This is a genomic window from Pseudomonas sp. Z1-12 (genome assembly GCF_051132015.1).
Classification (GTDB): domain Bacteria; phylum Pseudomonadota; class Gammaproteobacteria; order Pseudomonadales; family Pseudomonadaceae; genus Aquipseudomonas; species Aquipseudomonas zanjanensis.
Map to the genome: position 1 here is coordinate 4975736 of NZ_CP071647.1, position 25393 is coordinate 5001128.

Annotated in this window: 23 protein-coding genes; 16 read left to right on the plus strand and 7 right to left on the minus strand. The window is 60.1% G+C overall.

The window, feature by feature from the left end; translation table 11 throughout:
• Positions 1-249 precede the first annotated feature (249 nt).
• The 5 genes from J3P85_RS21490 (at position 250) to J3P85_RS21510 (ending at position 6238) form a co-directional block, all read left to right on the plus strand.
• The gene (locus tag J3P85_RS21490) at positions 250-1524 is read left to right on the plus strand and encodes an MFS transporter (protein WP_434703406.1); all 1275 of its coding nucleotides are present in this window, start codon (positions 250-252) and stop codon (positions 1522-1524) included.
• Between the two features lie 110 nt (positions 1525-1634).
• Positions 1635-2831, plus strand: a complete 1197-nt coding sequence (locus J3P85_RS21495; RefSeq protein ID WP_434703407.1) for a hypothetical protein — start codon at positions 1635-1637, stop codon at positions 2829-2831.
• Between the two features lie 81 nt (positions 2832-2912).
• Positions 2913-4691 (plus strand): aminotransferase class I/II-fold pyridoxal phosphate-dependent enzyme, encoded by a 1779-nt coding sequence (locus J3P85_RS21500; RefSeq protein ID WP_434703409.1) that lies wholly within the window; start codon positions 2913-2915, stop codon positions 4689-4691.
• Positions 4684-5352 carry a formyltransferase family protein gene (locus J3P85_RS21505; RefSeq protein WP_434703410.1) on the plus strand — a complete coding sequence of 223 codons (669 nt, stop codon included), beginning with the start codon at positions 4684-4686 and terminating at the stop codon, positions 5350-5352. The genes J3P85_RS21500 and J3P85_RS21505 overlap by 8 nt, the downstream gene beginning before the upstream one ends.
• A 58-nt stretch (positions 5353-5410) precedes the next feature.
• Positions 5411-6238, plus strand: coding sequence for an HAD-IIB family hydrolase (locus tag J3P85_RS21510; RefSeq protein ID WP_434703412.1), 828 nt, complete (start codon positions 5411-5413; stop codon positions 6236-6238).
• 3 nt (positions 6239-6241) lie between these two features.
• On the opposite strand, the gene J3P85_RS21515 is transcribed toward J3P85_RS21510, so the two are convergent.
• Positions 6242-7156, minus strand: a complete 915-nt coding sequence (locus J3P85_RS21515) for a DUF808 domain-containing protein (protein WP_434703413.1) — start codon at positions 7154-7156, stop codon at positions 6242-6244.
• Between the two features lie 291 nt (positions 7157-7447).
• Between J3P85_RS21515 and J3P85_RS21520 the strand changes: the two genes are divergently transcribed.
• Positions 7448-8053, plus strand: coding sequence for a TetR/AcrR family transcriptional regulator (locus tag J3P85_RS21520; RefSeq protein WP_014339596.1), 606 nt, complete (start codon positions 7448-7450; stop codon positions 8051-8053).
• Between the two features lie 130 nt (positions 8054-8183).
• On the opposite strand, the gene J3P85_RS21525 is transcribed toward J3P85_RS21520, so the two are convergent.
• Both J3P85_RS21525 and J3P85_RS21530 read right to left on the minus strand, forming a co-directional pair.
• The gene (locus J3P85_RS21525) at positions 8184-8642 is read right to left on the minus strand and encodes an REP-associated tyrosine transposase (RefSeq protein WP_434703415.1); all 459 of its coding nucleotides are present in this window, start codon (positions 8640-8642) and stop codon (positions 8184-8186) included.
• 212 nt (positions 8643-8854) lie between these two features.
• The gene (locus J3P85_RS21530; RefSeq protein WP_434703417.1) at positions 8855-9295 is read right to left on the minus strand and encodes a GlcG/HbpS family heme-binding protein; all 441 of its coding nucleotides are present in this window, start codon (positions 9293-9295) and stop codon (positions 8855-8857) included.
• A gap of 268 nt (positions 9296-9563) precedes the next feature.
• Between J3P85_RS21530 and gcl the strand changes: the two genes are divergently transcribed.
• From gcl to J3P85_RS21575, 9 genes are all read left to right on the plus strand, one after another.
• Positions 9564-11339 carry a glyoxylate carboligase gene (gene gcl, locus J3P85_RS21535; RefSeq protein ID WP_186708160.1) on the plus strand — a complete coding sequence of 592 codons (1776 nt, stop codon included), beginning with the start codon at positions 9564-9566 and terminating at the stop codon, positions 11337-11339.
• 136 nt (positions 11340-11475) lie between these two features.
• A complete protein-coding gene (hyi, locus tag J3P85_RS21540) occupies positions 11476-12258 on the plus strand; it encodes a hydroxypyruvate isomerase (protein ID WP_053123988.1) in 783 nt (260 codons plus the stop codon).
• 163 nt (positions 12259-12421) lie between these two features.
• Positions 12422-13312, plus strand: a complete 891-nt coding sequence (locus tag J3P85_RS21545) for a 2-hydroxy-3-oxopropionate reductase (protein ID WP_434703420.1) — start codon at positions 12422-12424, stop codon at positions 13310-13312.
• A 147-nt stretch (positions 13313-13459) separates the two neighbouring features.
• Entirely contained in the window at positions 13460-14740 is a 1281-nt protein-coding gene (locus tag J3P85_RS21550; RefSeq protein WP_411385334.1) for a glycerate kinase type-2 family protein, read from the plus strand.
• On the plus strand, positions 14730-16145 hold the full coding sequence (gene pyk / locus J3P85_RS21555) for a pyruvate kinase (RefSeq protein ID WP_186708166.1): 1416 nt from the start codon (positions 14730-14732) through the stop codon (positions 16143-16145). The genes J3P85_RS21550 and pyk overlap by 11 nt, the downstream gene beginning before the upstream one ends.
• A gap of 124 nt (positions 16146-16269) precedes the next feature.
• Positions 16270-17181: an urea transporter gene (locus J3P85_RS21560; RefSeq protein ID WP_434703422.1), complete on the plus strand. Its 912-nt coding sequence runs from the start codon at positions 16270-16272 to the stop codon at positions 17179-17181.
• 21 nt (positions 17182-17202) lie between these two features.
• Complete coding sequence (locus J3P85_RS21565; RefSeq protein ID WP_434703424.1) at positions 17203-18027, plus strand: ion transporter; 825 nt, start codon at positions 17203-17205, stop codon at positions 18025-18027.
• Between the two features lie 94 nt (positions 18028-18121).
• Positions 18122-19120: a sulfate ABC transporter substrate-binding protein gene (locus J3P85_RS21570; RefSeq protein ID WP_434703426.1), complete on the plus strand. Its 999-nt coding sequence runs from the start codon at positions 18122-18124 to the stop codon at positions 19118-19120.
• Between the two features lie 393 nt (positions 19121-19513).
• Positions 19514-20701 carry an MFS transporter gene (locus J3P85_RS21575; RefSeq protein WP_434703427.1) on the plus strand — a complete coding sequence of 396 codons (1188 nt, stop codon included), beginning with the start codon at positions 19514-19516 and terminating at the stop codon, positions 20699-20701.
• Between the two features lie 60 nt (positions 20702-20761).
• Here the strand turns inward: J3P85_RS21575 and J3P85_RS21580 are convergent, their stop codons facing one another.
• From J3P85_RS21580 to J3P85_RS21595, 4 genes are all read right to left on the minus strand, one after another.
• Positions 20762-20953: a PLDc N-terminal domain-containing protein gene (locus tag J3P85_RS21580; protein WP_003204476.1), complete on the minus strand. Its 192-nt coding sequence runs from the start codon at positions 20951-20953 to the stop codon at positions 20762-20764.
• 71 nt (positions 20954-21024) lie between these two features.
• Complete coding sequence (locus J3P85_RS21585; protein WP_434703429.1) at positions 21025-21555, minus strand: hypothetical protein; 531 nt, start codon at positions 21553-21555, stop codon at positions 21025-21027.
• 230 nt (positions 21556-21785) lie between these two features.
• Positions 21786-22304: an ankyrin repeat domain-containing protein gene (locus tag J3P85_RS21590; protein WP_434703430.1), complete on the minus strand. Its 519-nt coding sequence runs from the start codon at positions 22302-22304 to the stop codon at positions 21786-21788.
• 94 nt (positions 22305-22398) lie between these two features.
• Positions 22399-24225 carry a long-chain-acyl-CoA synthetase gene (locus J3P85_RS21595; RefSeq protein ID WP_434703432.1) on the minus strand — a complete coding sequence of 609 codons (1827 nt, stop codon included), beginning with the start codon at positions 24223-24225 and terminating at the stop codon, positions 22399-22401.
• Between the two features lie 355 nt (positions 24226-24580).
• Here J3P85_RS21595 and J3P85_RS21600 point away from each other — a divergent pair, with 355 nt between their 5' ends.
• A complete protein-coding gene (locus J3P85_RS21600) occupies positions 24581-24859 on the plus strand; it encodes a DUF3509 domain-containing protein (RefSeq protein ID WP_003204481.1) in 279 nt (92 codons plus the stop codon).
• The last annotated feature ends 534 nt before the right edge of the window (positions 24860-25393 follow it).

The following is a 25393-nucleotide window of genomic DNA, read 5'->3' on the forward strand; positions in this document are numbered from 1 at the left end:
ACGCAGTATTCAAGGATCAAGGATCGATATGAAAAACACTTCTCTTCCCTTGCCGCGCATCATCAGATGCTGATGGTCGGCTAACTTCGGCATCCACCTGCGTTTACTAAACAAGTGACCGAGCACGACGTGTTCAAGAGTCACTCAGTAGCGCCTGCCCTTCGTTAAACTCCAGACGCTCAAGTCTCCTGGCTTGCGTTTCCTTACCTCACTGTCATGCGCCAAGCATTACATCCAGTGTGATTATTTATGCTCGCCTTCCAACGTGCCCGCTTTAAATACTATTTCTCATCGCTGCCATTCTTTATATGGATGCTGTTCATTGGCACCTTTCTGACGCGCGCTACGTCAATGATGGTCTGGCCATTCATTTCGATTGTTCTCTATACGCGGTTCGGTTTCAGTACTTCGACCATCGGCCTGATTCTGACGTGCTCTATCGCACTCTCTTCGCTGGTCAGCTTCTACAGCGGGTACCTTTCCGACAAAATCGGGCGGCTTAAGATCATCGTCGTCGGTTGCGTGGTGGCGATGGTCTCCTACTTGCTGCTAGGTGTCAGCACTCGTGCCGAGGGCTATATCGCCGGAACGCTGTTGGCTAACCTCTCCTGGGCCCTGGTCAACAATCCAATCAAGACGGTGATCGGTGATGTCATCGAGTCCCGCTCTTTGGTGGAACGAGCCATGCATCTGCGCTACTTCTTTCTCAATGCCGGAGCCGCCGTAGGCCCTTACTTCGGGCTCAAGCTGGGCATTTCCGCGGACTCCCTGGCCTTTGTGCTGGTGACGGCATCCTATTTGGCCCTGCTGGCGGGCGTCATGGTGTTCGGTCGCGGTATCACCTTGGAAGCCATCAACACCACTTCCTTTCGAAGCACCCTGCAAATCCTTTCCCGGGATCATGTGTTCCTCCTGCTCGTGATCAACAACATCGTCATGATGTTCATCTTCGGCAGCTTTGATTCCAGCGTTCCCCAATTGATGGCTTCGCTGGCATTCGAGGGGTACCTGCCCTTTATCGCCAACCTTATCGTGTTGCATGCCACGGTGATCGTGCTGTTTCAACTGCCACTGGCCAGGGTCCTGGCATCGGCAACACTAGAGACGAAGATTCATATCGGCTCTGTCTTACTGGTGTTAAGCCAGGCCGGCATGGCACTGGCGGCGCACTTTTATCAAGTGCAGTTATTGTGGTACGGCGCGGTTCTGCTACTGAGCCTTAGCCAAGCCCTACTGTTTCCATGTTTGAATCTTTTTGTCGACAGCCTGGCGCCTCGAAACCTCAGGGGCGCCTACTTTGGCGCCGCCTCGCTCTACAGTATCGGCTTTTCCGTCGCGCCCATTGTCGGAGGCTTTTTCATACAAGCATTGAGCGGAACGACGCTGTTCATTTTCCTGACGCTGAGCAGTTTCATCATGGCCGTTACCTTCGCTTGTATTTTCACTCGACTGCGACATCGCAACTTAACTAACGACAAACATAAAACCTGCATCACCGGCCAGGAACTCCCTGTCGGCCAGTAACGCCTGACGCTTGAAATCCTCCATTCCGTCAAGGTCACTTACAACGACGTCAGGTATTTCTGCGCCTTGAAATTATTGTTTTAAATATTAATCTCGCCACTGGAGAAAGAATGAACAAGGACGACTACGACATTATTTTATGCGGTGCGGGCCCGGCAAACATTTCATTGTTGCCCGACCTCATACAAAAGGAAGATGTACATCGTTGTTTGATTCTGGAGAAATCCAACACCTTGGGCAGCGGTGCGATCGGACAATACCGTATTACCGCCAACTCGCTGGGCGGGGTGTTCTTGGAAAAGTTTCAGGACAAGCAGGATGAACTCAGCCAATACATGCGTACCACGGCGGAATGGAGGTATTTCAGCGAACGACGTGACGAGGCGGTCGAGTTGCGCTACGTAGGACGGTTCCTGGAACACATCGGCACCTTTGTGCAGCAGCACAAGACGCTGTACAAGCGCTTCGAAGTATCGACCTTGTCCACCGTCGAAGAACTCCAACTGACCGGCGATGGCCGCTATGTCGTGCGCTATACCGTCGACGGCCAGGCCCGAGAGGCGCTGTGCAGGAAAGTCATGGTCAACCTGGGTGGACAAGTCAACAACGTTGCCTTGCCACACCTGAATGCCATCGATAGCGACGCCATGCTCAAAGGCCAATATGACGAACAGATCAAGGCCGGCCATTACCAGAACATCGCCATTCTGGGCTCATCCCACAGTGCCGTTTCCTGCCTGATCCGCCTGATTGAACAATTGGACTTCCAAGGCCCTGTCCAACTGCTGGTCAAGCGTGACTTCAAGCTCTTCTTTGACTCGCCACAAGCGGCACTGGCCCAGGGCTACCCTTTTGTCGATGCGGATGTTTGCCAGGCCAGCCAGCGTGTCAATCGCTACTCTGGCCTCCGGTACGACTCGCTCAGGTTTGCTCGCAAGATTCAACGGGGAGACATTCCCAACCTGACCGTTGTGAATATCAGTGCCGAGGATCCAGAGGCATTGCGCAAGCGCCTTGACTCGGTCGACCTGGCGATCAAATGCACCGGTTTCAGCGCAACGCCAGTCAGGCTGCTCGATATCGACGGCACCCCCATCACGCTGCGCCATGACGCCCATGGTCTGATCGTGGATCACCGACTGAATCCCACCACGGTAACGGATCGAACCTTGGAAAACTTCCACGCCTTCGGCTTGGGCGCCGGCATCAAGACCGGGGGAGACAGCGGTGGCGAGGAAAGCTTCAGCGGCCGGATAGACGGCGTGTGGATATACCAACACGTGGTGCCCCGACTCGCTTTTCATTAATAAGGAAATTCAATGAACACTGGAACAGCCATTATTCTCTGCGCCGGACGCGGCAGCCGCTTGGCCAATCGCACCCGTCACATGCCCAAACCCCTGGTCAAGACCAATGACATCGCATTCCTGGATAACGCATTGAGCAATATTCAACTGCATGGCATCAAGCGGGTCGTGGTGGTAGTGGGTTACCAGGCCGAGATCATCACCGGGCACCTGGACAACCTGGAGACCCTGCTGGATATCGAGTACGTGCATAACCCGGACTGGGAGACGACCAATAATATCTATTCGTTGTACCTGGCTCGCCAACACATCGGCCAGGACACGCTCATCGTTGAAGGTGACATCTTTTTCGCCGAAGCCTGCCTGGAAAAGCTGCTGCAAACGTCAAGCGACCTGGTTGCACTGGTTTCGCCACTGGGGAAAAACATGGAGGGCACCTATGCAAACCTTCATGAGGGGCAGCTCCAGAGTTTCGGCTCGACTAAAGATCGTGATCATCAGCCGCAGGAAGGACAGTACAAGACCGTCAACTTGTATCGGATAGGCTCCCCGCTGTTCGCCAGCCATGTGCGCGAGCAACTGGAGGCCCAGGTCACAGAAGGCAACCTGAACGCCTATTACGAAGACGTCTTCAAACAAGCATGCAAGACCGGAAAGTGGGACATCGAGGCGGCGGTGGTGTCTTCGACCGAATGGTACGAGGTCGATAATTATTATGACCTGACGGTGTGCAACTACATTTCCAGCCGTGATCGCCTGGCCTTTCTCCAGAGCCGCCACGGTGGCTACTGGCGCTACCCCGTCCTCGATTTCGCCCTGATCTATAATTTCCACTTTCCTCCCCAGCAGATGAAAGACCGGATCAAGGAAAATTTCGACGATATTCTCCTCAACTATCCTGGCGGCCGGAAACTCATTGAAGAGTCGCTGAGCGAATTCATTGGCGTCCCCGCCCGTCACCTTTGCGTGTCCAATGGCGCAGCGGAAATCATCAAACTACTGCCCTCTGTCTACTCAGGCAAAGTGCTAGTCACCGTTCCGTCCTTCAACGAATACGCCAATGTTTTCGGTGAGGAGCGCACGCTCAGCCATCACACCCATGCAGACCAGGGCTTCAACATCGATCTGGATGCTGTGTTGCAGACCTGCCGAAAAGAGCGCCCCTCGGTCGTCGTCATCGAGTCGCCAAACAATCCGACCGGCTGCCTCACGCCAGCCGCGGCACTCTCGGAACTGGCCAGCCAACTGGCTGAACTGGGTATCGCGCTGATTGTCGACGAGTCGTTCCTGGACTTTTCACCCAGCGCCGCAAACACCCTCCTGTCTGCGCTGGACAAGCATGCGAACCTTGTCGTTATTCGCAGCATGAGCAAGACATTCGGCATCGGGGGGATCCGTATCGGTTACCTCGCCAGTGCAAATCACAGCTTGCTGGCGCAGATCAATTCGCTACTGCCCATTTGGAACCTCAACGGCTTTGCCGAGGAAATGTTGCTGCATTTGCCGCAATACAAACAGGAATACCTCGAGAGCTGCCGGCAGGTCATCCGTGACACCCAGGCATTGCGCCAGGCGCTGGACGACATCGAGGGCATCACAGCCTTTGCGACCGACTCCAACTTTGTCTATTGCCGGACCGAGCAGGTCCCGGCACAAACTTTGTGTCGCCTTCTGCTTGAACACAACCTTTACGTCAAGGAATGTTCTGGCAAGCGCAACACCGACTCAGACCACTACCTGAGAATTTCCTGCCGCACCCGCCAGGAAAACGCCCAACTCATAAGGGCATTGAAATCGACTATGCAGGCGCTGACAGCATCGAGAAATGCGCATCTCAAGAAGGAGCTGTCCCATGCCTAAACAGGTCGTGATCTGCGGTAAGGGTGAACTGGCGATTTTTGCCTGTGAATACTTCAATGCCTCGTCCGAACACAGGATTTCTTATGTCGTTGCGGACCCGTTCGAGCCAGTGAGCAGCGAACTCACGTTGGTCGAGTACTGCCGGAACAAGGGCATTCCCCTCATTGAAAGCGGCAAGATCGAAGACCTGCCTGGCTACACGGAAGGGCTCTTTTCATGCGATCTGTGCCTGGTGATCTTCCACAAACGAATATTGCCTCGGGCCTACATCGACTGCTGCAAGCGCATCGTCAACCTGCACTTGTCGTACCTACCCCATTACCGCGGGGTGCGTCCCGTCAACTGGGCGTTAAAGAACAGCGAGCGCCAACATGGGGTGACCCTCCATGAAATCAATGAAGGCATCGACGACGGTCCGATTCTCAACCAGGTGTCGTTCTGTATTTATCCGGAATTCGAAGAAGTCATCGACACCTACAAACGGGCAATCGCTTACGCCCGCCAGTTGTTGATCGACACCTTGCCGCTGCTCGACAGGATTACCCCATTTGAGCAACGTCACGAGGAGATGAGCATCTATTTCGAAAAGGACAACGCCCGGCTGGAAGAACGGATGACGTTCACCCGAGAGCAGTCGCTGAAATTGCTTGGCCAACATTGATCTACCGTGCCAGGCCACGGCCCTTGGTTGTGGCTCGGCAGCCTATTCGAGGAACACCATGTATTCATTGATTGCTTCGGACCTGGACGGAACCCTGCTCTTGCCCGGCGATACGCTGGGCAACTACACCCGGACGGTGATGCGACACCTTTACGATGCCGGCCTGCATGTGGTGTTGGCAACGGGCCGCCAACAGGCCGACGTCGAGACGTTGCTCGACGACAGTTCGCCCCCCTTGCACCTGATCACCTCCAACGGTGCCAGGATCAGCAGCGCCTGTGGTGGATTGATGCGTTGCCAAGCGCTGCCTGACGACGTTGTCCAGGGGCTGATTGAAGAAGCCCGCCACAGCCCTGACCTGATCATCAACCTGTACGGTCCGTGCGGCTGGTTAATCGGCTGCGTGCATGATGTCAGCGACTTCAACCGCAACCCGCATTTCCAACCGACCGTGATCCGACCCGATTCGTGGCCTACGGAAAACGTCGAAAAGGTGTTTTTCTTTCAGAAGGAAAAAAATCACCAGGCTTTACTGGCTTTGCAGAAGCGGCTGGAGCGGCGATTCGCCAACCGCATCAGCACGGTGTTCTCGTTTACCTGGTGCCTGGAAGTGATGGCCAGCGACGTTTGCAAGGGCCACGCCCTGAAACAGCTGGCCGCGTTTCTTGATGTCCCCATTGGCGCCTGCATCGCCTTTGGTGACGGCATGAATGACCTTGGCATGCTCTCAGTTGCAGGTAAGGCGGTCATCATGGGAACCGCTCATCAAGACGTGACCCAGGCGCTGCCCGATGCTCAGGTCATTGGCGCCTGCAGTGACGAAGCCGTGGCCCGATACCTCTCGAAGCATGTGCTGGTGCCGATTCACTCGGTCGCGCAATCCTGAGGTTCAGGCTCGTACCGCTTTCCAAAGCTTGGCCACGGCCATGACACCCAGCAACACCACGCCACCGGCGGCAATGCCCGCCACCGCATTGAGCAACATCGGCACGATAAACCCGGCACCGCCGGCGCTGGCCGTCACGCCTTCGATCCAGTGATGCACCGCCGGCACGCCGTGGGTAAGGATGCCACCGCCCACCAGGAACATCGCAGCGGTGCCGATCACCGACAGGCTTTTCATCATGTAGGGTGCTGCGCGCAGGATGGCCCCGCCGATGCTTTTGGCGACCTGTCCTGGCTTCTGCGTCAACCAGAGCCCCAGGTCATCGAGCTTGACGATGCCCGCCACCAGGCCGTACACACCGACGGTCATGACAATCGCAATGCCCGACAGCACGATCACCTGCTGAGTCAGCGGCGCATCGGCGACGGTGCCGAGGGTGATAGCAATGATTTCCGCCGAAAGGATAAAGTCGGTACGCACCGCGCCCTTGATCTTGTCCTTTTCGAAGGCCACCAGATCCACCGCCGGATCCGCCACCGCCTCGACCAGTTGCGCATGTTCAGCCTGGTCCTCGGCCTTGCTGTGAAGGAACTTGTGGGCCAGTTTCTCGAACCCTTCGAAACACAGGTAGGCGCCGCCGATCATCAACAGCGGCGTCACCAGCCAAGGGACGAAGGCACTGATCGCCAGTGCCGACGGCACCAGGATCAATTTGTTGATGAACGACCCCTTGGCCACCGCCCATACCACCGGCAGCTCGCGCTCGGCGCGCACACCTGACACTTGCTGGGCGTTGAGCGCCAGGTCATCGCCGAGCACGCCGGCGGTTTTCTTGGCGGCCATCTTGGTCATCAGCGCAACATCGTCGAGTACGGTAGCGATATCGTCGATCAGTACCAGTAAACTGCTTCCAGCCATGGAGGGACTCCTTGAACAATAATGCTGCGCAGCATACCGCGAGCCGCGGAGCCTTGTGGCCTGTACGGTTAATTCGAGTACTCAAATTCGAGTGCCAGTGCTTGCCAGGCAAGGCGCCATGACGAGTCGTAGCCCGCTACGGCGAGGAATGGTAACGCAGCTTGGCAAGCACTGGCGCCGAAGTTGAGTGCACGAATTAGCCACACAGGCCACCAGGGGCATTCTTGAGCGCCGCGCGAGGCCGGTGCTACCATGCGCCACCGCCAGAACAGGCAAGGAACCCCTGGGTTTATGAGCACAATCCGCGAGCGCAACAAAGAATTGATCCTGCGTGCCGCCAGCGAAGAATTTGCCGACAAGGGCTTCGCCGCGACCAAGACCAGCGACATCGCGGCCAAGGCTGGCCTACCCAAGCCGAACGTCTACTACTACTTCAAATCCAAGGAAAACCTCTACCGCGAGGTGCTGGAAAGCATCATCGAGCCGATTCTCCAGGCTTCGACACCGTTCAATGCCGACGGCGTACCCGGTGAGGTGCTGAGCCACTACATCCGCTCCAAGATCCGCATCTCCCGCGACCTGCCCTTCGCCTCGAAAGTCTTCGCCAGCGAAATCATGCACGGCGCCCCGCACCTGAGCCCCGACCTGGTGGAGCAACTCAACGCCCAGGCCCGGCACAACATCGACTGCATCCAGACCTGGATCGACCGCGGCCAGATCGCCCCCATCGACCCCAATCACCTGATGTTCAGCATCTGGGCCGCCACCCAGACCTATGCCGACTTCGACTGGCAGATCAGCGCCGTGACCGGCAAGGCCAAGCTGGATGAAGCGGATTACGAAGCGGCGGCGCAGACGATTATTCGGTTGGTTTTGAAGGGGTGTGAGCCCGACTGACAGACCGAGGGGCCTTCATCGCGAGCAAGCTCGCTCCCACAAGGGATTTGGGTTGTTCGCAGAATCTAAATTCACCGCAGAACCCTGTGGGAGCGAGCTTGCTCGCGATTGGAGACAACTCGATTTCAAGTCAAAGCCAGATGGCATCCCACAGCGGATAGTCGCCAAGCCGCCCTACCAGGCCTGCCCGCAGTGGATTTGCCACAACATAGCGAGCCAGTTTTACCAAATCCTCTTCCCGCCGCAGCGCTCGATCGTGGTAACCCGGTTGCCAAAGGCTGCCTCTGTGTCCTGTGGACATGTTTACCGCGCGAGCACTCAAGGACTTGGTTTTCTGCATCAACTCATTCAGCGAGCCTTGCTGCAATTCAATCAACCAATGGAAATGGTCAGGCATGATCACCCAAGCCAATGACTTCGCCCATCTCTCATCCTGCGCACACCTAAATTGCTCAACGACCAATCGACCTAGAGCGAAATCCTTGAAAATCGGCTTTCGCTCAGCCGTGTTAGTGGTCAATAAGTAGGTTCGATTCAACTCACCGTAACGACCGGTGCGCAAGCGATGTGAAGCAGGTAGATCAGGCATTCCTTCGCCTCTCCAATGATCAAGTCATCAAAGGCTAGGCTTGTAGATGTTTGAATGCCGGACAGACTCTTGGCTGGATGTGTCTGGTAGATCGTCATCGCGAGCAAGCTCGCTCCCACACTGGGTTTGCGGTGTTTAGACATGATGTGTCCAATATCAAACCCTGTGGGAGCGGGCTTGCTCGCGATGACGCCAGTCAACTCACCGCAAAATCAAACAGCAATCCCAGCATCCGCCCTCAACCGCAGCGCCTCCACAGCCCTCACCGCCACCTGCTCATCCACATCCGAAACATCTCCACTCACCCCAATCGCTCCTAGCACCTTCCCATCCTGATCCCTGATCAACACTCCACCCGGGGCCGGTACGACGTTGCCTTGGCCCAGTCCATTCAACGCGGCGAAGAACGCCGGGCGTTGTTGGGCGTCCTGGGCGAGCAGGCGCGAGCCTTTGCCCAGGGCGATGGCGCCCCAGGCCTTGCCGATGGCGATCTGCGGGCGAAGCAGGCTGGCGCCGTCTTCGCGCTGCAAGGCGACCAGGTGTCCGCCGCTGTCCAGGACCGCGACGGTCAAGGGTGCGGCGCTGATTTCACGACCTGCGGCAAGCACTTGCCCGGCCAGGTTGATGGCGATTTTCAAGGTTAGAACGCTCATGGGTGCTGTCCTTCTTTTGTTATGGGAACGCCTTGCGGGCTTCACTTTCAGCAAAACCGAACCCAACAAATAGAACACAACAACGATAATTTTTGTATACAATAATTTTCACAAACAACCGTTAACGACAGAGGGTCGCAGCAAAACCTGGCGTTCCGACGAATGAAACAGGTGCTTGAGGAAATGGATTGACCTGCGTCGTTCGCCATGAATACACTCTGCGCAAAGCCACTTGTATACAATTACAAAACGTAAGAGGCACAAAACCATGAGCAAAATGAGAGCAATCGAAGCCGCCGTTCTGGTGATGCGCCGTGAAGGCGTGGACACCGCCTTCGGCATCCCGGGTGCTGCGATCAACCCGCTGTACTCCGCCCTGCAAAAGGTGGGTGGCATCGATCATGTCCTCGCTCGCCACGTTGAAGGCGCCTCGCACATGGCCGAGGGCTACACCCGGACCAAGGCCGGCAACATCGGCGTGTGCATCGGCACCTCGGGCCCGGCCGGCACCGACATGGTGACCGGGCTCTACAGCGCATCGGCCGATTCGATCCCGATTCTGTGCATCACCGGGCAAGCGCCCCGCGCCCGTATGCACAAGGAAGACTTCCAGGCCGTGGATATCACCAGCATCGTCAAGCCCGTGACCAAGTGGGCGACCACCGTGCTGGAACCGGGCCAGGTGCCGTATGCCTTCCAGAAGGCGTTCTTCGAGATGCGCTCCGGCCGGCCGGGCCCGGTGCTGATCGACCTGCCGTTCGACGTGCAGATGGCAGAGATCGAATTCGACATCGACGCCTACCAACCGCTGCCCCTGGCCAAACCCGCAGCCAACCGCGTGCAGATCGAGAAAGCCCTGGCGATGCTCAATCAGGCTGAACGCCCCTTGCTGGTGGCCGGCGGCGGCATCATCAATGCCGATGCCAGCGACCTGCTGGTGGAGTTCGCCGAGCTGACTGGCATCCCGGTCATTCCGACCTTGATGGGCTGGGGCACGATCCCGGATGACCATCCGTTGATGGTCGGCATGGTCGGTCTGCAAACCTCCCACCGCTACGGCAACGCCACCTTGCTCAAGTCGGACGTGGTGCTGGGCGTCGGCAACCGCTGGGCCAACCGTCACACCGGTTCGGTGGACGTCTACACCGAAGGCCGCACGTTCATTCACGTGGACATCGAGCCAACCCAGATCGGCCGGGTGTTCACCCCCGACCTGGGCATCGTCTCCGATGCCGCCTCCGCCCTGACAGTGTTCATTGAAGTGGCTCGCGAGTGGCAAGCCGCCGGCAAGCTGAAGAACCGCAGCGCCTGGTTGCAGGATTGCCAGCAACGCAAGGCCAGCCTGCAACGCAAAACCCACTTCGACAACGTGCCGGTCAAGCCACAACGGGTGTACGAAGAAATGAACCAGGTGTTCGGCAAGGACACCTGCTATGTCAGCACCATCGGCCTGTCGCAGATCGCCGGCGCGCAATTCCTCCACGTCTACAAGCCACGCCATTGGATCAACTGCGGCCAGGCCGGCCCCTTGGGCTGGACCATTCCGGCGGCGCTGGGGGTGGTCAAGGCCGATCCGAGCCGCAAGGTCGTGGCGCTGTCGGGCGACTATGATTTCCAGTTCATGATCGAAGAGCTGGCGGTGGGTGCACAGTTCAAATTGCCGTACATCCACGTTGTGGTGAACAACTCCTACCTGGGCTTGATTCGCCAGGCCCAGCGCGGCTTCGACATGGATTACTGCGTGCAGCTGTCGTTCGACAACCTCAACGCCCCGGAACTCAACGGTTATGGCGTGGACCACGTTGCCGTGGCCGAAGGCCTGGGGTGCAAGGCGCTGCGGGTGTTCGAACCGGCCGGTATCCAACCGGCGCTGCGCCAGGCCCAGGCGATGATCGAGGAGTTCAAGGTGCCGGTGATCGTCGAGATCATCCTGGAGCGGGTGACCAACATTTCCATGGGTACCGAGATCAACGCCGTCAATGAGTTTGAAGACCTGGCGCTGGTGGGCAACGATGCACCGACCGCCATTTCGTTGCTCGATTGACTGCTGACGCCCTCCTGTGGGAGCGAGCTTGCTCGCGATAGCGGTGGGTCAGTGCCGGTGATATTGGCTGTACTGCCTTCATCGCGAGCAGGCTCGCTCCCACAGGGGACTTCATCATTATTTACAGGAGACCACCATGCCGCGTTTCGCCGCCAACCTGTCCATGCTGTTCACCGAGCAGGATTTCCTCGCCCGTTTCGAAGCCGCCGCCAAGGCCGGTTTCAGTGGTGTCGAATACTTGTTCCCCTATGACTACAGCTCCGCCGAACTCAAGGCCTTGCTCGACGCCAACGGCCTGACCCAGGTGCTGTTCAACCTGCCAGCCGGCGACTGGGCCAAGGGCGAGCGCGGCATTGCCTGCCTGCCGGACCGGGTCGAGGAGTTCCGCGCCGGAGTCGACCTGGCAATCGCCTACGCCCAGGTATTGGGCAACACGCAGGTCAACTGCCTGTCGGGGATTCGCCCGCAGAACTGCAGTGAAACCCTGGTGGAAAAAACCTTTGTCGCCAACCTGAAATACGCCGCCGAGAAACTGCAGGCCAAAGGCATCAAGCTGGTGATGGAAGCCATCAACACCCGCGACATTCCCGGATTCTACTTGAACAACACCGCCCAGGCCCTGTCGATCCGCGAGCAGGTGGGCAGCGCCAACTTGTTCCTGCAGTACGACATCTACCACATGCAGATCATGGAAGGTGACCTGGCCCGGACCCTGTCGGCGCACCTGGGCGAGATCAACCACGTGCAACTGGCGGACAACCCGGGCCGTAACGAGCCGGGCACGGGCGAAATCAATTACCGCTTCCTGTTCGAACACCTGGACCGCATCGGCTACCAGGGTTGGATCGGCTGTGAATACAAGCCGCTGACCACCACCGAAGCGGGCCTGGGCTGGCTGAAAACCCATAACGCGATCTGACTGGCGCGGTTTTTTGTGGCGAGGGAGCTTGCTCCCGCTCGGCTGCGAAGCAGACGCATGATTTTTCACCCCACATGGATTTCTGGGGCCGCTTCGCGGCCCAGCGGGAGCAAGCTCCCTCGCCACAGAAACCCGGGACATTTAAATAAGAGAGGATTTCCCCATGGCTAAAATCGGATTCATCGGCACCGGCATCATGGGCCACCCCATGGCACTGAACCTGCAAAAGGCCGGTCACAGCCTGTTCCTGTCCCAGCACCACGACCCGGCCCCGGCCGACCTGCTGGCCGGCGGCGCGGTGGCCTTGGCCAACCCGAAGGAAGTGGCCCAGGAAGCCGAGTTCATCATCGTCATGGTCCCGGACACGCCGCAGGTCGACGACGTGCTGTTCCGCGCCGACGGCGTCGCGGCGGGCGTGGGCGCGGGCAAGGTGGTGATCGACATGAGTTCGATCTCCCCCACCGCCACCAAGGCGTTCGCGGCGAAGATCAATGAAAAAGGCGCGCAGTACCTCGATGCCCCGGTCTCCGGTGGTGAAGTCGGTGCCAAGGCCGCCACCCTGAGCATCATGGTCGGTGGCGACAGCACCGCCTTCGAACGCGCGCTGCCGCTGTTCCAGGCCATGGGCAAGAACATCACCCTGGTGGGCGGCAACGGTGACGGCCAGACCGCCAAAGTGGCGAACCAGATCATCGTCGCCCTGAACATCCAGGCGGTGGCCGAAGCGCTGTTGTTCGCCTCGAAAAACGGTGCCGACCCGGCCAAGGTCCGTGAGGCGCTGATGGGCGGTTTCGCTTCGTCGAAGATCCTCGAGGTCCACGGCGAACGCATGATCAAGGGCACCTTCGATCCAGGCTTCCGCATCAGCCTGCACCAGAAGGACCTGAACCTGGCCCTGCAAGGCGCCAGGGAGCTGAACATCAACCTGCCCAACACCGCCAACGCCCAACAAGTGTTCAGCACCTGCGCGGCCATCGGCGGCAGCAACTGGGATCACTCGGCGCTGATCAAGGGGTTGGAGCATATGGCCAATTTCTCGATTCGCGACAAATAAGCCCTGCACTATCCCATGTGGGAGCGAGCTTGCTCGCGATAACGGTAGCCCAGCCAACATCGTTGTTGAATGTAAAACCGCTATCGCGAGCAAGCTCGCTCCCACAGGAGTCGCATCGATACTCATAATAAAAACCGGGAGCCCGCCATGTCGGTCGATCCGCAACAACTGCTGCGCGAGCTGTTTGCCACAGCCATCGACGCGGCCCATCCGCAGCAAGTCCTCGAACACTACCTGCCCAGCGACCGCAGCGGCCGGGTGATCGTCATCGGTGCCGGCAAGGCCGCGGCGGCCATGGCGCAAGTGGTCGAGCGCTGCTGGCAGGGCGACGTGTCCGGCCTGGTGGTGACCCGCTACGGTCATGGCGCGCCCTGTCAGAAAATCGAAGTGGTGGAAGCCGCCCACCCGGTGCCTGACGCCGCTGGCCTGGCCGTGGCCCAACGGGTGCTGGAGCTGGTGAGCAATCTCAGCGAAGACGACCGGGTGATCTTCCTGTTGTCCGGCGGCGGTTCGGCCCTGCTCGCTTTGCCGGCCGAAGGCATCACCCTGGCCGACAAGCAATCGATCAACAAAGCCTTGCTCAAATCCGGCGCGACCATCGGCGAGATGAATTGCGTGCGCAAGCACCTCTCGGCGATCAAGGGCGGGCGCCTGGGCAAGGCCTGTTGGCCGGCGACGGTGTACACCTACGCGATTTCCGATGTACCCGGCGATCTCGCCACGGTCATCGCTTCCGGCCCCACCGTGGCGGACCCCAGCACATCGGCCGAAGCCCTGGCGATTCTCCAGCGCTACCACATCGAGGTGCCGGCCTCGGTGCGCACCTGGCTGCAAAGCCCGGCGTCGGAAACCGTCAAGCCCGGTGACCCGAGCCTGGCCCGCAGCCACTTCCAGTTGATCGCCCGCCCCCAGCAGTCGTTGGAAGCCGCGGCGGTGAAGGCCCGGCAGGCCGGTTTCAGCCCACTGATCCTCGGCGACCTGGAAGGCGAATCCCGGGAGGTGGCCAAAGTCCACGCCGGCATCGCCCGGCAAATCGCCCTGCACGGCCAGCCGCTGGCAGCACCGTGCGTGATTCTCTCCGGCGGTGAAACCACCGTCACCGTGCGCGGCGATGGTCGTGGCGGGCGCAATGCCGAATTCCTGCTGAGCCTGACCGACAACCTCAAGGGCCATCCCGGCATCTATGCGCTGGCCGGCGACACGGACGGCATCGACGGCTCCGAAGACAACGCCGGCGCGCTCATGACCCCGGACAGCTATCGCCGCGCCGCCGAGCTGGGCCTGTGCGCCAGCGACGAATTGGACAACAACAATGGCTACGGCTACTTCGCCGCCCTTGACGCGCTGATCGTCACCGAACCGACCCGCACCAACGTCAACGACTTTCGCGCCATCCTGATCCTCGAGAACCCCAAACATGACGCCTGATAAAAAGGTCAAGATCCTCGCGACCCTCGGCCCCGCCACCCGCGGCATCGATGACATCCGCGAGTTGGTACAGGCCGGGGTGAACATCTTCCGCCTGAACTTCAGCCACGGCGAGCATGCCGACCACGCCCAGCGCTACCAGTGGATTCGTGAGGTCGAGCAGCAACTCAACTACCCGTTGGGCATCCTGATGGACCTGCAAGGCCCGAAGCTGCGGGTCGGCCGGTTCGCCGATGGCAAGGTCCTGCTGCAACGAGGCCAGGCCCTGCGCTTGGACCTGGACCCGACACCGGGCGATCAACGCCGGGTCAACCTGCCCCACCCGGAAATAATCGCGGCCCTGGAGCCCGGCATGGACCTGCTGTTGGACGACGGCAAGTTGCGCCTGCGCGTGATCGCCAGGCACAGCGACGCCATCGACACCGAGGTGCTCAACGGCGGCGAGCTGTCGGACCGCAAGGGCGTGAACGTGCCCCAGGCCGTGCTCGACCTGAGCCCGTTGACCGCCAAGGACCGGCGCGACTTGAGTTTCGGCCTTGAACTGGGCGTGGACTGGGTGGCGCTGTCGTTCGTGCAGCGTCCCGAGGACATTCGCGAGGCGCGTGGGCTGATCGGCAACAAGGCGTTCCTGATGGCGAAGATCGAGAAGCCGTCGGCGGTGAGCCAACTGCGCGAGATCGCCGAATTGAGCGACGCGATCATGGTCGCCCGTGGCGACCTGGGCGTCGAAGTCCCGGCCGAAAGCGTGCCGCAGATCCAGAAAAACATCATCGGCACCTGCCGTGCCCTCGGCAAACCGGTGGTGGTGGCGACTCAGATGCTCGAGTCGATGCGCTTCTCCCCGGCCCCCACCCGTGCCGAAGTCACTGACGTCGCCAACGCCGTGGCCGAGGGGGCCGATGCGGTCATGCTCTCGGCGGAAACCGCGTCCGGCGATTACCCCCTCGAAGCCGTGCAGATGATGAGCAAGATCATCCGCCAGGTGGAAAACGGCCCCGACTACCAGGCGCAACTGGACGTCAGCCGGCCGAAGGCCGAGGCCACGGTGTCGGACGCCATCAGCTGCGCGATCCGGCGCATCAGCAGCATCCTGCCGGTGGCGGTGCTGGTGAACTACAGCGAATCGGGCAGTTCCAGCCTGCGCGCGGCGCGGGAACGGCCGACGGTGCCAATCCTCAACCTCACGCCGAACCTGCAGGCCGCCCGCCGCCTGACGGTGGCCTGGGGTGTGCACTCGGTGGTCAATGATCGGTTGAAACAGGTGGATGAAGTCTGTTCCACCGCCCTGGAAATCGCCCAGGCCCAAGGCATGGCCCAGCGTGGCGATACCCTGCTGATTACGGCGGGCGTGCCGTTCGGGCAGCCGGGGTCGACCAACTCACTGCGCATTGAGACCCTGCTCTGAGCTTTTCTGTGGCGAGGGAGCTTGCTCCCGCTCGGTTGCGTAGCAACCGCAAAAAGAGGGGCCGCTGCGCGACCCAGCGGGAGCAAGCTCCCTCGCCACAGGATTCTCTTATTCCTGACCCATCATGCCCAACCACTCCCCCAACCCCCACTGCCCCGACTGGGCCACCGCCCTGCTCAACGGCTTCAGCCAAATCTTCCTCCAGCGCCATCCGCTGTGCGGCCTGCTGTGCCTGCTGGCGATTCTGCTGACGGCGCCGGCCCTGTTCGGCGGCGCGCTGCTGGGCGGGGTGGCCGGGTTGCTGACGGCCCAGCGACGTGGTTACGCCAAGGCCGATCGGCAAGCCGGGCTGTTCAGCTACAACGGCATCCTGCTGGGCTTGCTGCTGAGCCTGGCGTTGCCCTGGTCGGTGCTGTTACCGCCGTTGATCATCGCCGCTGGCGGCCTCAGTGCGATGCTGACCCAGCAATGGCTCAAGCGCACCCGCGGCCCTCGTTGCCTGCCCGCCTACACCGCGCCGTTTGTAGGGTTGGCGTGGCTGCTGATGAGTGTCACCGCGCCGACGTCCCCAACCCCTTCGATCGAAATGACGATGCCCAACCTGGTGGCCGCACATTTGAGCGGACTGGGCCAGGTCATGTTTCTCGGCCACCCTGCGGCCGGTGCACTGATTGCGCTGGGCTTGTTGCTGGCCAACCGTCGCGCCGCGGTATGGGCCTTGTTCGCTTCCGCCGTCGGCCTGGCCTTCGCTTTGTCGCAACAGGGGAACGCAACCGCCCTTTCCGGACTGGGCGGCTACAACCCAGTGTTGGTGGCGCTGGCCCTCAGCCCACAGCGTCGCCCGTGGCTGCCGCTGACGGGCATCCTCCTGGCGGTCATGCTCGCACCAGGGTTTACCGCCCTCGGCCTGCCGCCCCTGACGGCACCGTTCATCCTCGCCTGCTGGCTGATCCAGGCCGGCGGCCGGGCGTGGCACCAGGCCAGCCTCGACAGCGCGCCTTGCACTCTGCGGGGTAATCACCCTAGGCTTCGCTGATTCCGGGTTCAGGCGAAGAGTATGGACAGCAGCAACAACTGGCGTGAACGCCTCTACGTCATCATTTTCCAGACCGACACCGTGGCCGGCCGGCGCTTCGACAGCACCCTGCTGTTGATCATCCTCGCCAGCCTGGTGATCGTGATGCTCGACAGCATCGACAGCGTGCACAAGCACTACGCCGCCCTGCTGGCCGGTATCGAGTGGGGTTTCACCTTCATCTTCATCGTCGAGTACGGCCTGCGCCTGTATTGCTCACCCAAGCCGCTGCGCTATGCCTTCAGTTTCTATGGATTGGTGGATCTGCTGGCGATCGTGCCGGGGATCCTGGCGCTGTACTACAGCGATGCCCAGTACCTGCTGATCATTCGGATCATTCGCATGTTGCGGATTTTCCGTGTGCTCAAGCTCAGCCCTTACCTCAAGCAAGCCAACTACCTGATGGCGGCGCTGCGCGGGAGCAAGCAGAAAATCATCGTGTTCCTGGTCAGCGTCTCGACCCTGGTGACCGTCTTCGGCACGCTGATGTACGTCATCGAAGGCCCCGAGCACGGGTTCACCAGCATTCCCAAGGGCATCTATTGGGCTATCGTGACATTGACCACCGTAGGCTTCGGCGACATCGTGCCCAAGACGCCCTTGGGCCAAGTGGTGTCGTCCCTGGTGATGATCACCGGTTACTCGATCATCGCCGTGCCAACGGGCATTTTCACCGCTGAACTGGCCACGGCCATGCGCGGCGACCAGCTCAAGCACGATTGCCCGGTGTGCAGCAAAAACAACCATGAACACGGCGCCGCTTTCTGCTCCCGTTGTGGCAATGCGTTGTTTAAGAAATTGGAATAAGCAAAGCACTTTTTAATGCTTGATGGCCTATTGGCTTGCCGCTAGTGTTGCTGGCTAATTGCCCGGAACCCCCGTTAATAAAAAGGAATTCGCAGTGAAGAACTTCTTTGGCGCCTCCCTTCTCGTCGCCGGCCTGACCTTTGGCGGCCTGGCCCACGCCGCCCCGACCCTGCTCAACGTTTCCTATGACGTGATGCGCGATTTCTACAAGGACTACAACGCCGCCTTCCAGAAACACTGGCAGGCCGAGCACAACGAAAACATCACCGTGCAAATGTCCTTCGGCGGCTCCAGCAAGCAGGCACGCTCAGTGATCGACGGGCTGCCGGCGGATGTCATCACCATGAACATGGCCACTGACATCAACGCCTTGGCCGACAACGGCAAGCTGGTGCCTGATAACTGGGTCACCCGCCTGCCGAACAACAGCGCGCCGTTCACCTCGGCCACAGTGTTCATCGTGCGCAAAGGCAACCCGAAAGCCTTGAAAGACTGGCCCGACCTGCTCAAGGACGGCGTGCAGGTGATCGTGCCCAACCCGAAAACCTCCGGCAACGGTCGCTACACCTACCTGTCGGCCTGGGGCTATGTACTGAAGAATGGCGGCGACGAGAACAAGGCCAAGGACTTCGTCGGCAAGCTGTTCAAGCAGGCGCCGGTACTGGACACCGGTGGTCGCGCCGCGACAACCACCTTCATGACCAACCAGATCGGCGACGTGCTGGTGACGTTTGAAAACGAAGCGGAAATGATCGCCCGCGAGTTCGGTCGCGATCAGTTCGAAGTGGTCTACCCAAGCGTTTCCGCCGAGGCCGAGCCACCGGTCAGCGTGGTCGACAAAGTGGTCGAGAAAAAAGGCTCCCGCGCAGCCGCCGAGGCTTACCTCAAATACCTGTGGTCGCCCGAAGGCCAGGAAATCGCCGCTGCCAACTACCTGCGCCCACGGGACCCGGCGGTACTGGCCAAATACACCGACCGCTTCCCGAAAGTGGACTTCCTGTCGGTGGAAAAAACCTTTGGTGACTGGCGCACGGTGCAGAAGACTCACTTCAATGATGGTGGGGTTTTCGACCAGATCTATGGCGGGCAGTAAGACACTGATTCAACCAGAATTGCATGCAAGCTTTTGCGGCGAGGGAGCTTGCTCCCGCTCGGTTGCGCAGCGACCGCCGGAATGGGGCCGCTACGCAGCCCAGCGGGAGCAAGCTCCCTCGCCACAAAAGCACTCCCTTATCTGCTGTGCTGTGCCTGATCTGCTGTGCTGTGTCTAATCTGCTGGGCTGTGCCTGATCTGCTGTGCTGTGCCTGATCTGCTGTGCTGTGTCTAATCTGCTGGGCTGTGCCTGATCTGCTGTGCTGTGTCTAATCTGCTGGGCTGTGCCTACCATTAACCGCGGGCATGACAGCTATCAACCACAAGCCCTGTTCCAGAGCCCTGTAACGCTTTAGCCTCGCGCCATCTTTCCTGTTCACTGACGAGATTGCCATGAGTGCCCACCCCGCCACCCTGACCCGAGGCATGGTTCTGCTGTTCTCTTTTTGCTGCGGCGCCATCGTCGCCAACATCTACTACGCCCAACCCATCATCGAACTGATCGCCCCTGACGTCGGCCTGAGCAGCACCATGGCCAGCCTGATCGTTTCGCTGACCCAGATCGGTTATGCCCTGGGCCTGTTTTTCCTGGTGCCGCTGGGAGACTTGCTGGAGAACCGCCGGCTGATGATCCTCACCACACTGGTGGCGATTGCCAGCCTGCTGGGGGCAGCCTTCACTGACCAGCCGAACGTATTCCTGCTGGTCTCGCTGCTGGTGGGTTTCAGTTCGGTGTCGGTGCAAGTCCTGATTCCGCTGGCCGCGCACCTGACGCCAGAAGAATCCCGGGGACGGGTTGTCGGTGGGATCATGGGCGGCCTGCTGCTGGGCATCCTGCTGGCGCGGCCCATCTCCAGCGTCGTGGCCGATCACTTCGGCTGGCGCGCCATGTTCATCATCGCCGCCGCGTTGATGGCCGCGATCAGCATTGTCCTGGCGCTGACCGTGCCCAAGCGCCAACCCGACCATAGCGCCTCCTATGGCCAACTGCTGGGTTCGCTCGGCACCCTGCTGCGCCAACAACCGCTGTTGCGGCAACGGGCGTTTTACCAAGCCTGCATGTTCGCCACGTTCAGCCTGTTCTGGACCGCCGTTCCGCTGGAGCTATCACGCAACCATGGCCTGTCCCAGACTGAAATCGCCCTGTTCGCCCTGGTCGGCGCCATCGGTGCCATCGCCGCGCCCATCGCCGGCCGCCTGGCCGATGCCGGCCATACCCGCAATGCCTCGCTGCTGGCGATGCTGTTCGCCAGCGTGAGTTTCCTGCCGGCGTTCATCCATCCGCTCTACAGCGTGATCGGCCTGGCGGTGACCGGTGTGGTCCTGGATTTCTGTGTGCAAATGAACATGGTCCTGGGCCAGCGCACCATTTACGCCCTCGATGCCAAGAGCCGCAGTCGGTTGAATGCGTTGTACATGACCAGCATCTTCGTCGGCGGCGCCTTCGGCTCATCGATTGCCAGCGCGGTGTACGAGCACGGCGGCTGGTTGTGGGTGGTCATCGTCGGCAGCGCCTTCCCGCTGTTGGCCTTGCTGCGCTTCCTGAGTGCCTCGCAAAAAGCGTCCCTGGCCACGGCCTGATTACCCAGGCACAAAAAATGCCCGGTCGCTCAAGGCGCACGGGCATTTTTCGTGGAGCATTCAAATCCGCACGTTGCCACGCGGCCCGGCAATCGCCCAGATGATCAGGCCCAGGACCGGCAGCAGCAGGATCAGCAGCACCCAGAGGATTTTCATCCCGGTTTCCGCGCCACTCTTGAGGACATTGATGATCGCCCAGATATCGAGCGCCAGGATAATCAGGCCGACCAGGCCGTTGAAGGTGGAACCCATGGTGTCGCTCCCAAATGGTGGTGTGCACCCTTAGGATAGCGGGCCCTCGGCAAGGGTTCCGTTTTATTGCTTCAGACGTGGACCGCGACCTTGAGGGCTTCCAGGGCCGGCGCGGCAGCGATGCCGACTTCGGCACACAGCTCCAGCACCCGTGGCACGTCGTTGCCGTACACCAGCACCATCTGCAATTCATCGTCGAGCAATTGGCTGAAGTTCATCAGCACGTAGCCGCCATTTTCCTTGTTCAGGCTGCCCATCTGGATCTGGATGCGGTTGAGGGCGGTCAGGGCTTCGGTCTTCGCCAGTTGCTTGGGCTTGAGGTTGAACGCCACGCCGGGGCCGAACGAGGCGACGATCTGCTCGAACAGGTCCACATAGGTGTCGGCCTGGAACAGCACGGTGTCCGGCAGGCTGCCCACCACCACCCATTCCCCCAGCGGGATCGGGAACGTTTCGTCGTAGTTGATATCGGGATTGGCCGCCAGGAAAGCCGTCGGGTCCGCGTAGGCCTGGGCCGCTTCATCAGCGATTTTCTCGATGTCCGCCTCGCCGAGGCAGCCGGAGCTGATTTTACCGATGAGTTCGATGAGGGCGGCTTTCATGGGGTGAATCCTGTGGCGAGTGGAGTTTTGAGGGCGGGCAGGATAGCGCATCGCACCGGTCGAGTCAGGCGTGGCGAGGGAGCTTGCTCCCGCTCGGCTGCGAGGGCAGTCGTAAATCCGCTGGGCAGGGTAAACCTGACAGGTTGCGGTGGCTGGATTTGGGGCTGCTGCGCAGCCCAGCGGGAGCAAGCTCCCTCGCCACAAAAGCGGCCGGGATCTGCTTTGGGCCTTCAACCCAACAATTTTTCCAACTGCGCCGTGGTGTCCACCGCGCCCATGGTCCGCGCGGCATCGAGGGCCGAGACGCCGTTGGCGTCCTTGGCTTTCGGGTCGGCGCCTTTGCCGATCAGGTAGTCGACGATTTCCACCCGGTTGAACATCGCCGCCATCATCAAGGCGGTACGGCCATCGAAGGACGCGCCCTCCACCTGCGCGCCGCCGTCCACCAGCGCCGCGACCACGGGCAGGTCGCCCTTGAACGCCGCGCCGGCAATCGGGCTCTGGCCGTTGTCGTTGCGGATTTCCGGGTCGGCCTTGTGCTCCAGCAGCACTTTCACCGTTTCCACATGCCCGTGGTAAGCGGCCAGCATCAACAGGGTGTCCCCCTTGTGGTTGCGCAGATTGGGCGGCAGGCCCTTGCTCAACAGCGCGGCCATCATGGCGGCGTCGCCCTGGCGCGCGACGTTGAACACCTGCTCGGCAAACTCGGCAGCCTCTTCCGGGGTCATCTGGCGGCTTGTATCGGACATCGGGAACTCCACTCGGGTCTTCGCAAAGCGGCTAGTTTCCCGAGGGACCTGGGCGCTGTCATCCCTTTTTTCACTGTGCCCGTCATAGCCAGAATCAATAACGCAATTGCCCGCCCTGGATCCGGGTCGCCAGTTGCCGGTCCACCCGCACGTAGGTGTCGGTGCCGGGCAGCCAGGCATAGACCGGCTCATCCCCAGTGCCACACGGATCGAACCCTTCGGTCTTGAGGCGCGTCTTCTGGTATTTGAAGGTGCCGGTAGTGTCCATTTTCACCTTGATGCGCAGGAACAGCGGCACGGCATATACGGGCAACTTGCAGTGCAAAAATTGCAGCAGCTCGCTGAAATCAAGGGTCGCCAGGGATTCGGACGGGGTGATCGCCGCCATGCCGGCGCGGCCATTGGTGCCATTGATCTCCACACCGTAAGCCACCGCCTCGGCCACCTGCGGGTGTTGCAGCAAGACGTTTTCGACTTCCGTGGTGGAGACGTTTTCGCCTTTCCAGCGATAGGTGTCGCCGAGGCGATCGACGAACTGCCCATGCCCGAAACCGATGTTGCGCAACAGGTCCCCGGTGTTGAAGTAACAGTCGCCCGGCACGAAGACATCCCGGCAGATGGTTTTTTCGGTCTTGGCGGGATCCGTGTAGCCATCCAGTGGTGCCTTCTCGTCGATCCGCGCCAGCAGCAGGCCCGGTTGGCCCCTGGGGACTTTTTGCATGCGCCCTTGCAGGTTGCGCAACGGCACGCCGCTGGCTTGGTCGTACTGCACCAGCTCCCAGCCCATCAGGGAAAACCCGACGGTGTTGTCGAAATTCAGGATATTGGTGAACCCGATATTGCCGTCGCTGGCCGCATACAGCTCGCAGATGTGGTCGACGCCGAAACGCGTCTTGAAGGTCGACCAGGCCCCGGGGCGCAGGCCGTTGCCGATCATTTTCCTCACACTGTGGTGGCGGTCATCGGCAGCGACAGGCTGGTCGATCAGGTAGCGGCACAACTCGCCGACATACCCCAGGGTGGTCGCCCGGTAACGGCGTACGTCGATCCAGAACTGACTGGCGCTGAATTTGCGGCGAATCGCGAACCCCGATGCGCCACAGATCGCCGCGCCCCAACACACGCACAGCCCTGTGGCGTGGTACAGCGGCAAGGTGCAATAGACGACATCGTCGGGCTGCATGTCCAAGGCGATCAGGCCGAAGCTGGTGGACGTGCGCATCCAGCGACCATGGCGAAAGACTCCGGCCTTGGGCAGCCCGGTAGTGCCCGAGGTGTAGAGATAAAAACATGGATCGTTGCAAAAAACCTGCTGGCTGCACGCCGGGTTATCGCCGGGGTAATCCGCACAATCAGCCATCAGGTCGACGAAGCCGGACGGAACATTGCCACTGTCCTGATCCGCTACCCACCAGGTCCTGCCGCTCAACAGCGCGGTGCGCGTTCGCACGTCGTTGAAGGCCGCGACCCGCTCGTCCCCGACCACCACCGCGACCGGGTTGACCAGGGCCAGGCTGTGCACCAGCGCATCGCCGGTTTGCGAGGTGTTGAGCATGGCACTGACCGCGCCAACCTTGGCCATCGCCAGCACGCAGATCAACAGCTGCGGCCGGTTCTCGATGAAGATCGCCACGCAATCGCCCTTGCCGATGCCCTGGGCCAACAGGTAATGGGCGATGCGATTGGCCTGCGCGTTGACCTGTGCATAACTCAACACCGTGTCGCCACACAGCAGTGCCGGGCCCTGGGGATTGCGTTGCGTGGCCTGTTCGAAACACCAGCCCAGGCCACAAGGCTGGGTCGGGTCCTGGACATTGGCCAGCTTCATGCCTTTGACGATGCGCGGGACGGCCCTGGCGATGGCAGGCAACTTGCGCAGCATCATGCCCCAGGTAATGGTGTCGTTGGGTGTACGACTCATGGTGATTTCCCCGTTCGACCTCGTGGGTCTCGGTTCTTGTTATCGGGCTGGCGGTGATTTTGGCTCGAAAGTACGCTCGCACTTGCGAGGCTGTACACGCGGTTTTTGCAATGTTTTGTATCCGCTGCCCGAGACAGGCGAAGCGTGAGCGCCGGAAAATGATTTGGTTCCAAAAATCATTGCCCGACCACGCAAAATGCAGGATGCACGGTGGCCATTCATGCAAGATGCACGAAAGCAAAATTCAACAACAAACATAACCTATTGTTTTTAAAGTATTTATTGAAAATTTAGATGCTGGCACAGACAGTGCAACCACCCCTCCACGGTTTGCCACACCATGGAGCAGTCAACTATGAACATGATTCAAGAAAAGTTTGCGTCCCTGTTTTCCAACTACGAAGTGACCACTCAGCCCCGCCCGGATGGCGGCATTCTGCTGACCTTGCGCAATAGCGACGGCAAGCTGTTCAAGCGCACGATTTCCTATGCTCAGTTGCATGCGGGGGACCAGTTGTCCTGGGCGATCAGCGCGATCCGTCGCGACCTGGCTGAACAGGCCAGCGAGTTGCCACAGATCACGCTGTTGCAGAGCCAGCATCGGTTTGCGCTACCGACTTACCATAGCGCTTGAGTCTGCTGGTTAATTCGGTTTGCTGTTTACTTGGAAACGGCGCTTTTTCAGAGATGAGAAGCGTCGTTTTTTTTGCGCCTTCTTTTGAGGGCAATTGATCGGTGTGTATATCCGTTTCTTCGGTAACGGCTGCTTATGGCTGATGGGGACCGCGTTCCTCCCTGTGGGAGCGGGCTTGCTCGCGAAGGCGGTGGGTCAGTTTGCAGTGATGTTGGATGTGCCGGCCTCTTCGCGAGCAAGCTCGCTCCCACAGGGGGTCTTGGGTGTTCATGAGCCTTGTGTTCACCGCAGACCCATTGTGGGAGCGAGCTTGCTCGCGAAGGCGGTGGGTCAGTTTGCGATGATGTTGGATGTGGCGGCCTCATCGCGAGCAAGCTCGCTCCCACAGGGGATCTTGGGTGTTCATGAGTCTTGTGTTCACCGCAGATCCATTGTGGGAGCGAGCTTGCTCGCGAAGGCGGTGGGTCAGTTTGCGATGATGTTGGATGTGGCGGCCTCATCGCGAGCAGGCTCGCTCCCACAGGGGATCTTGGG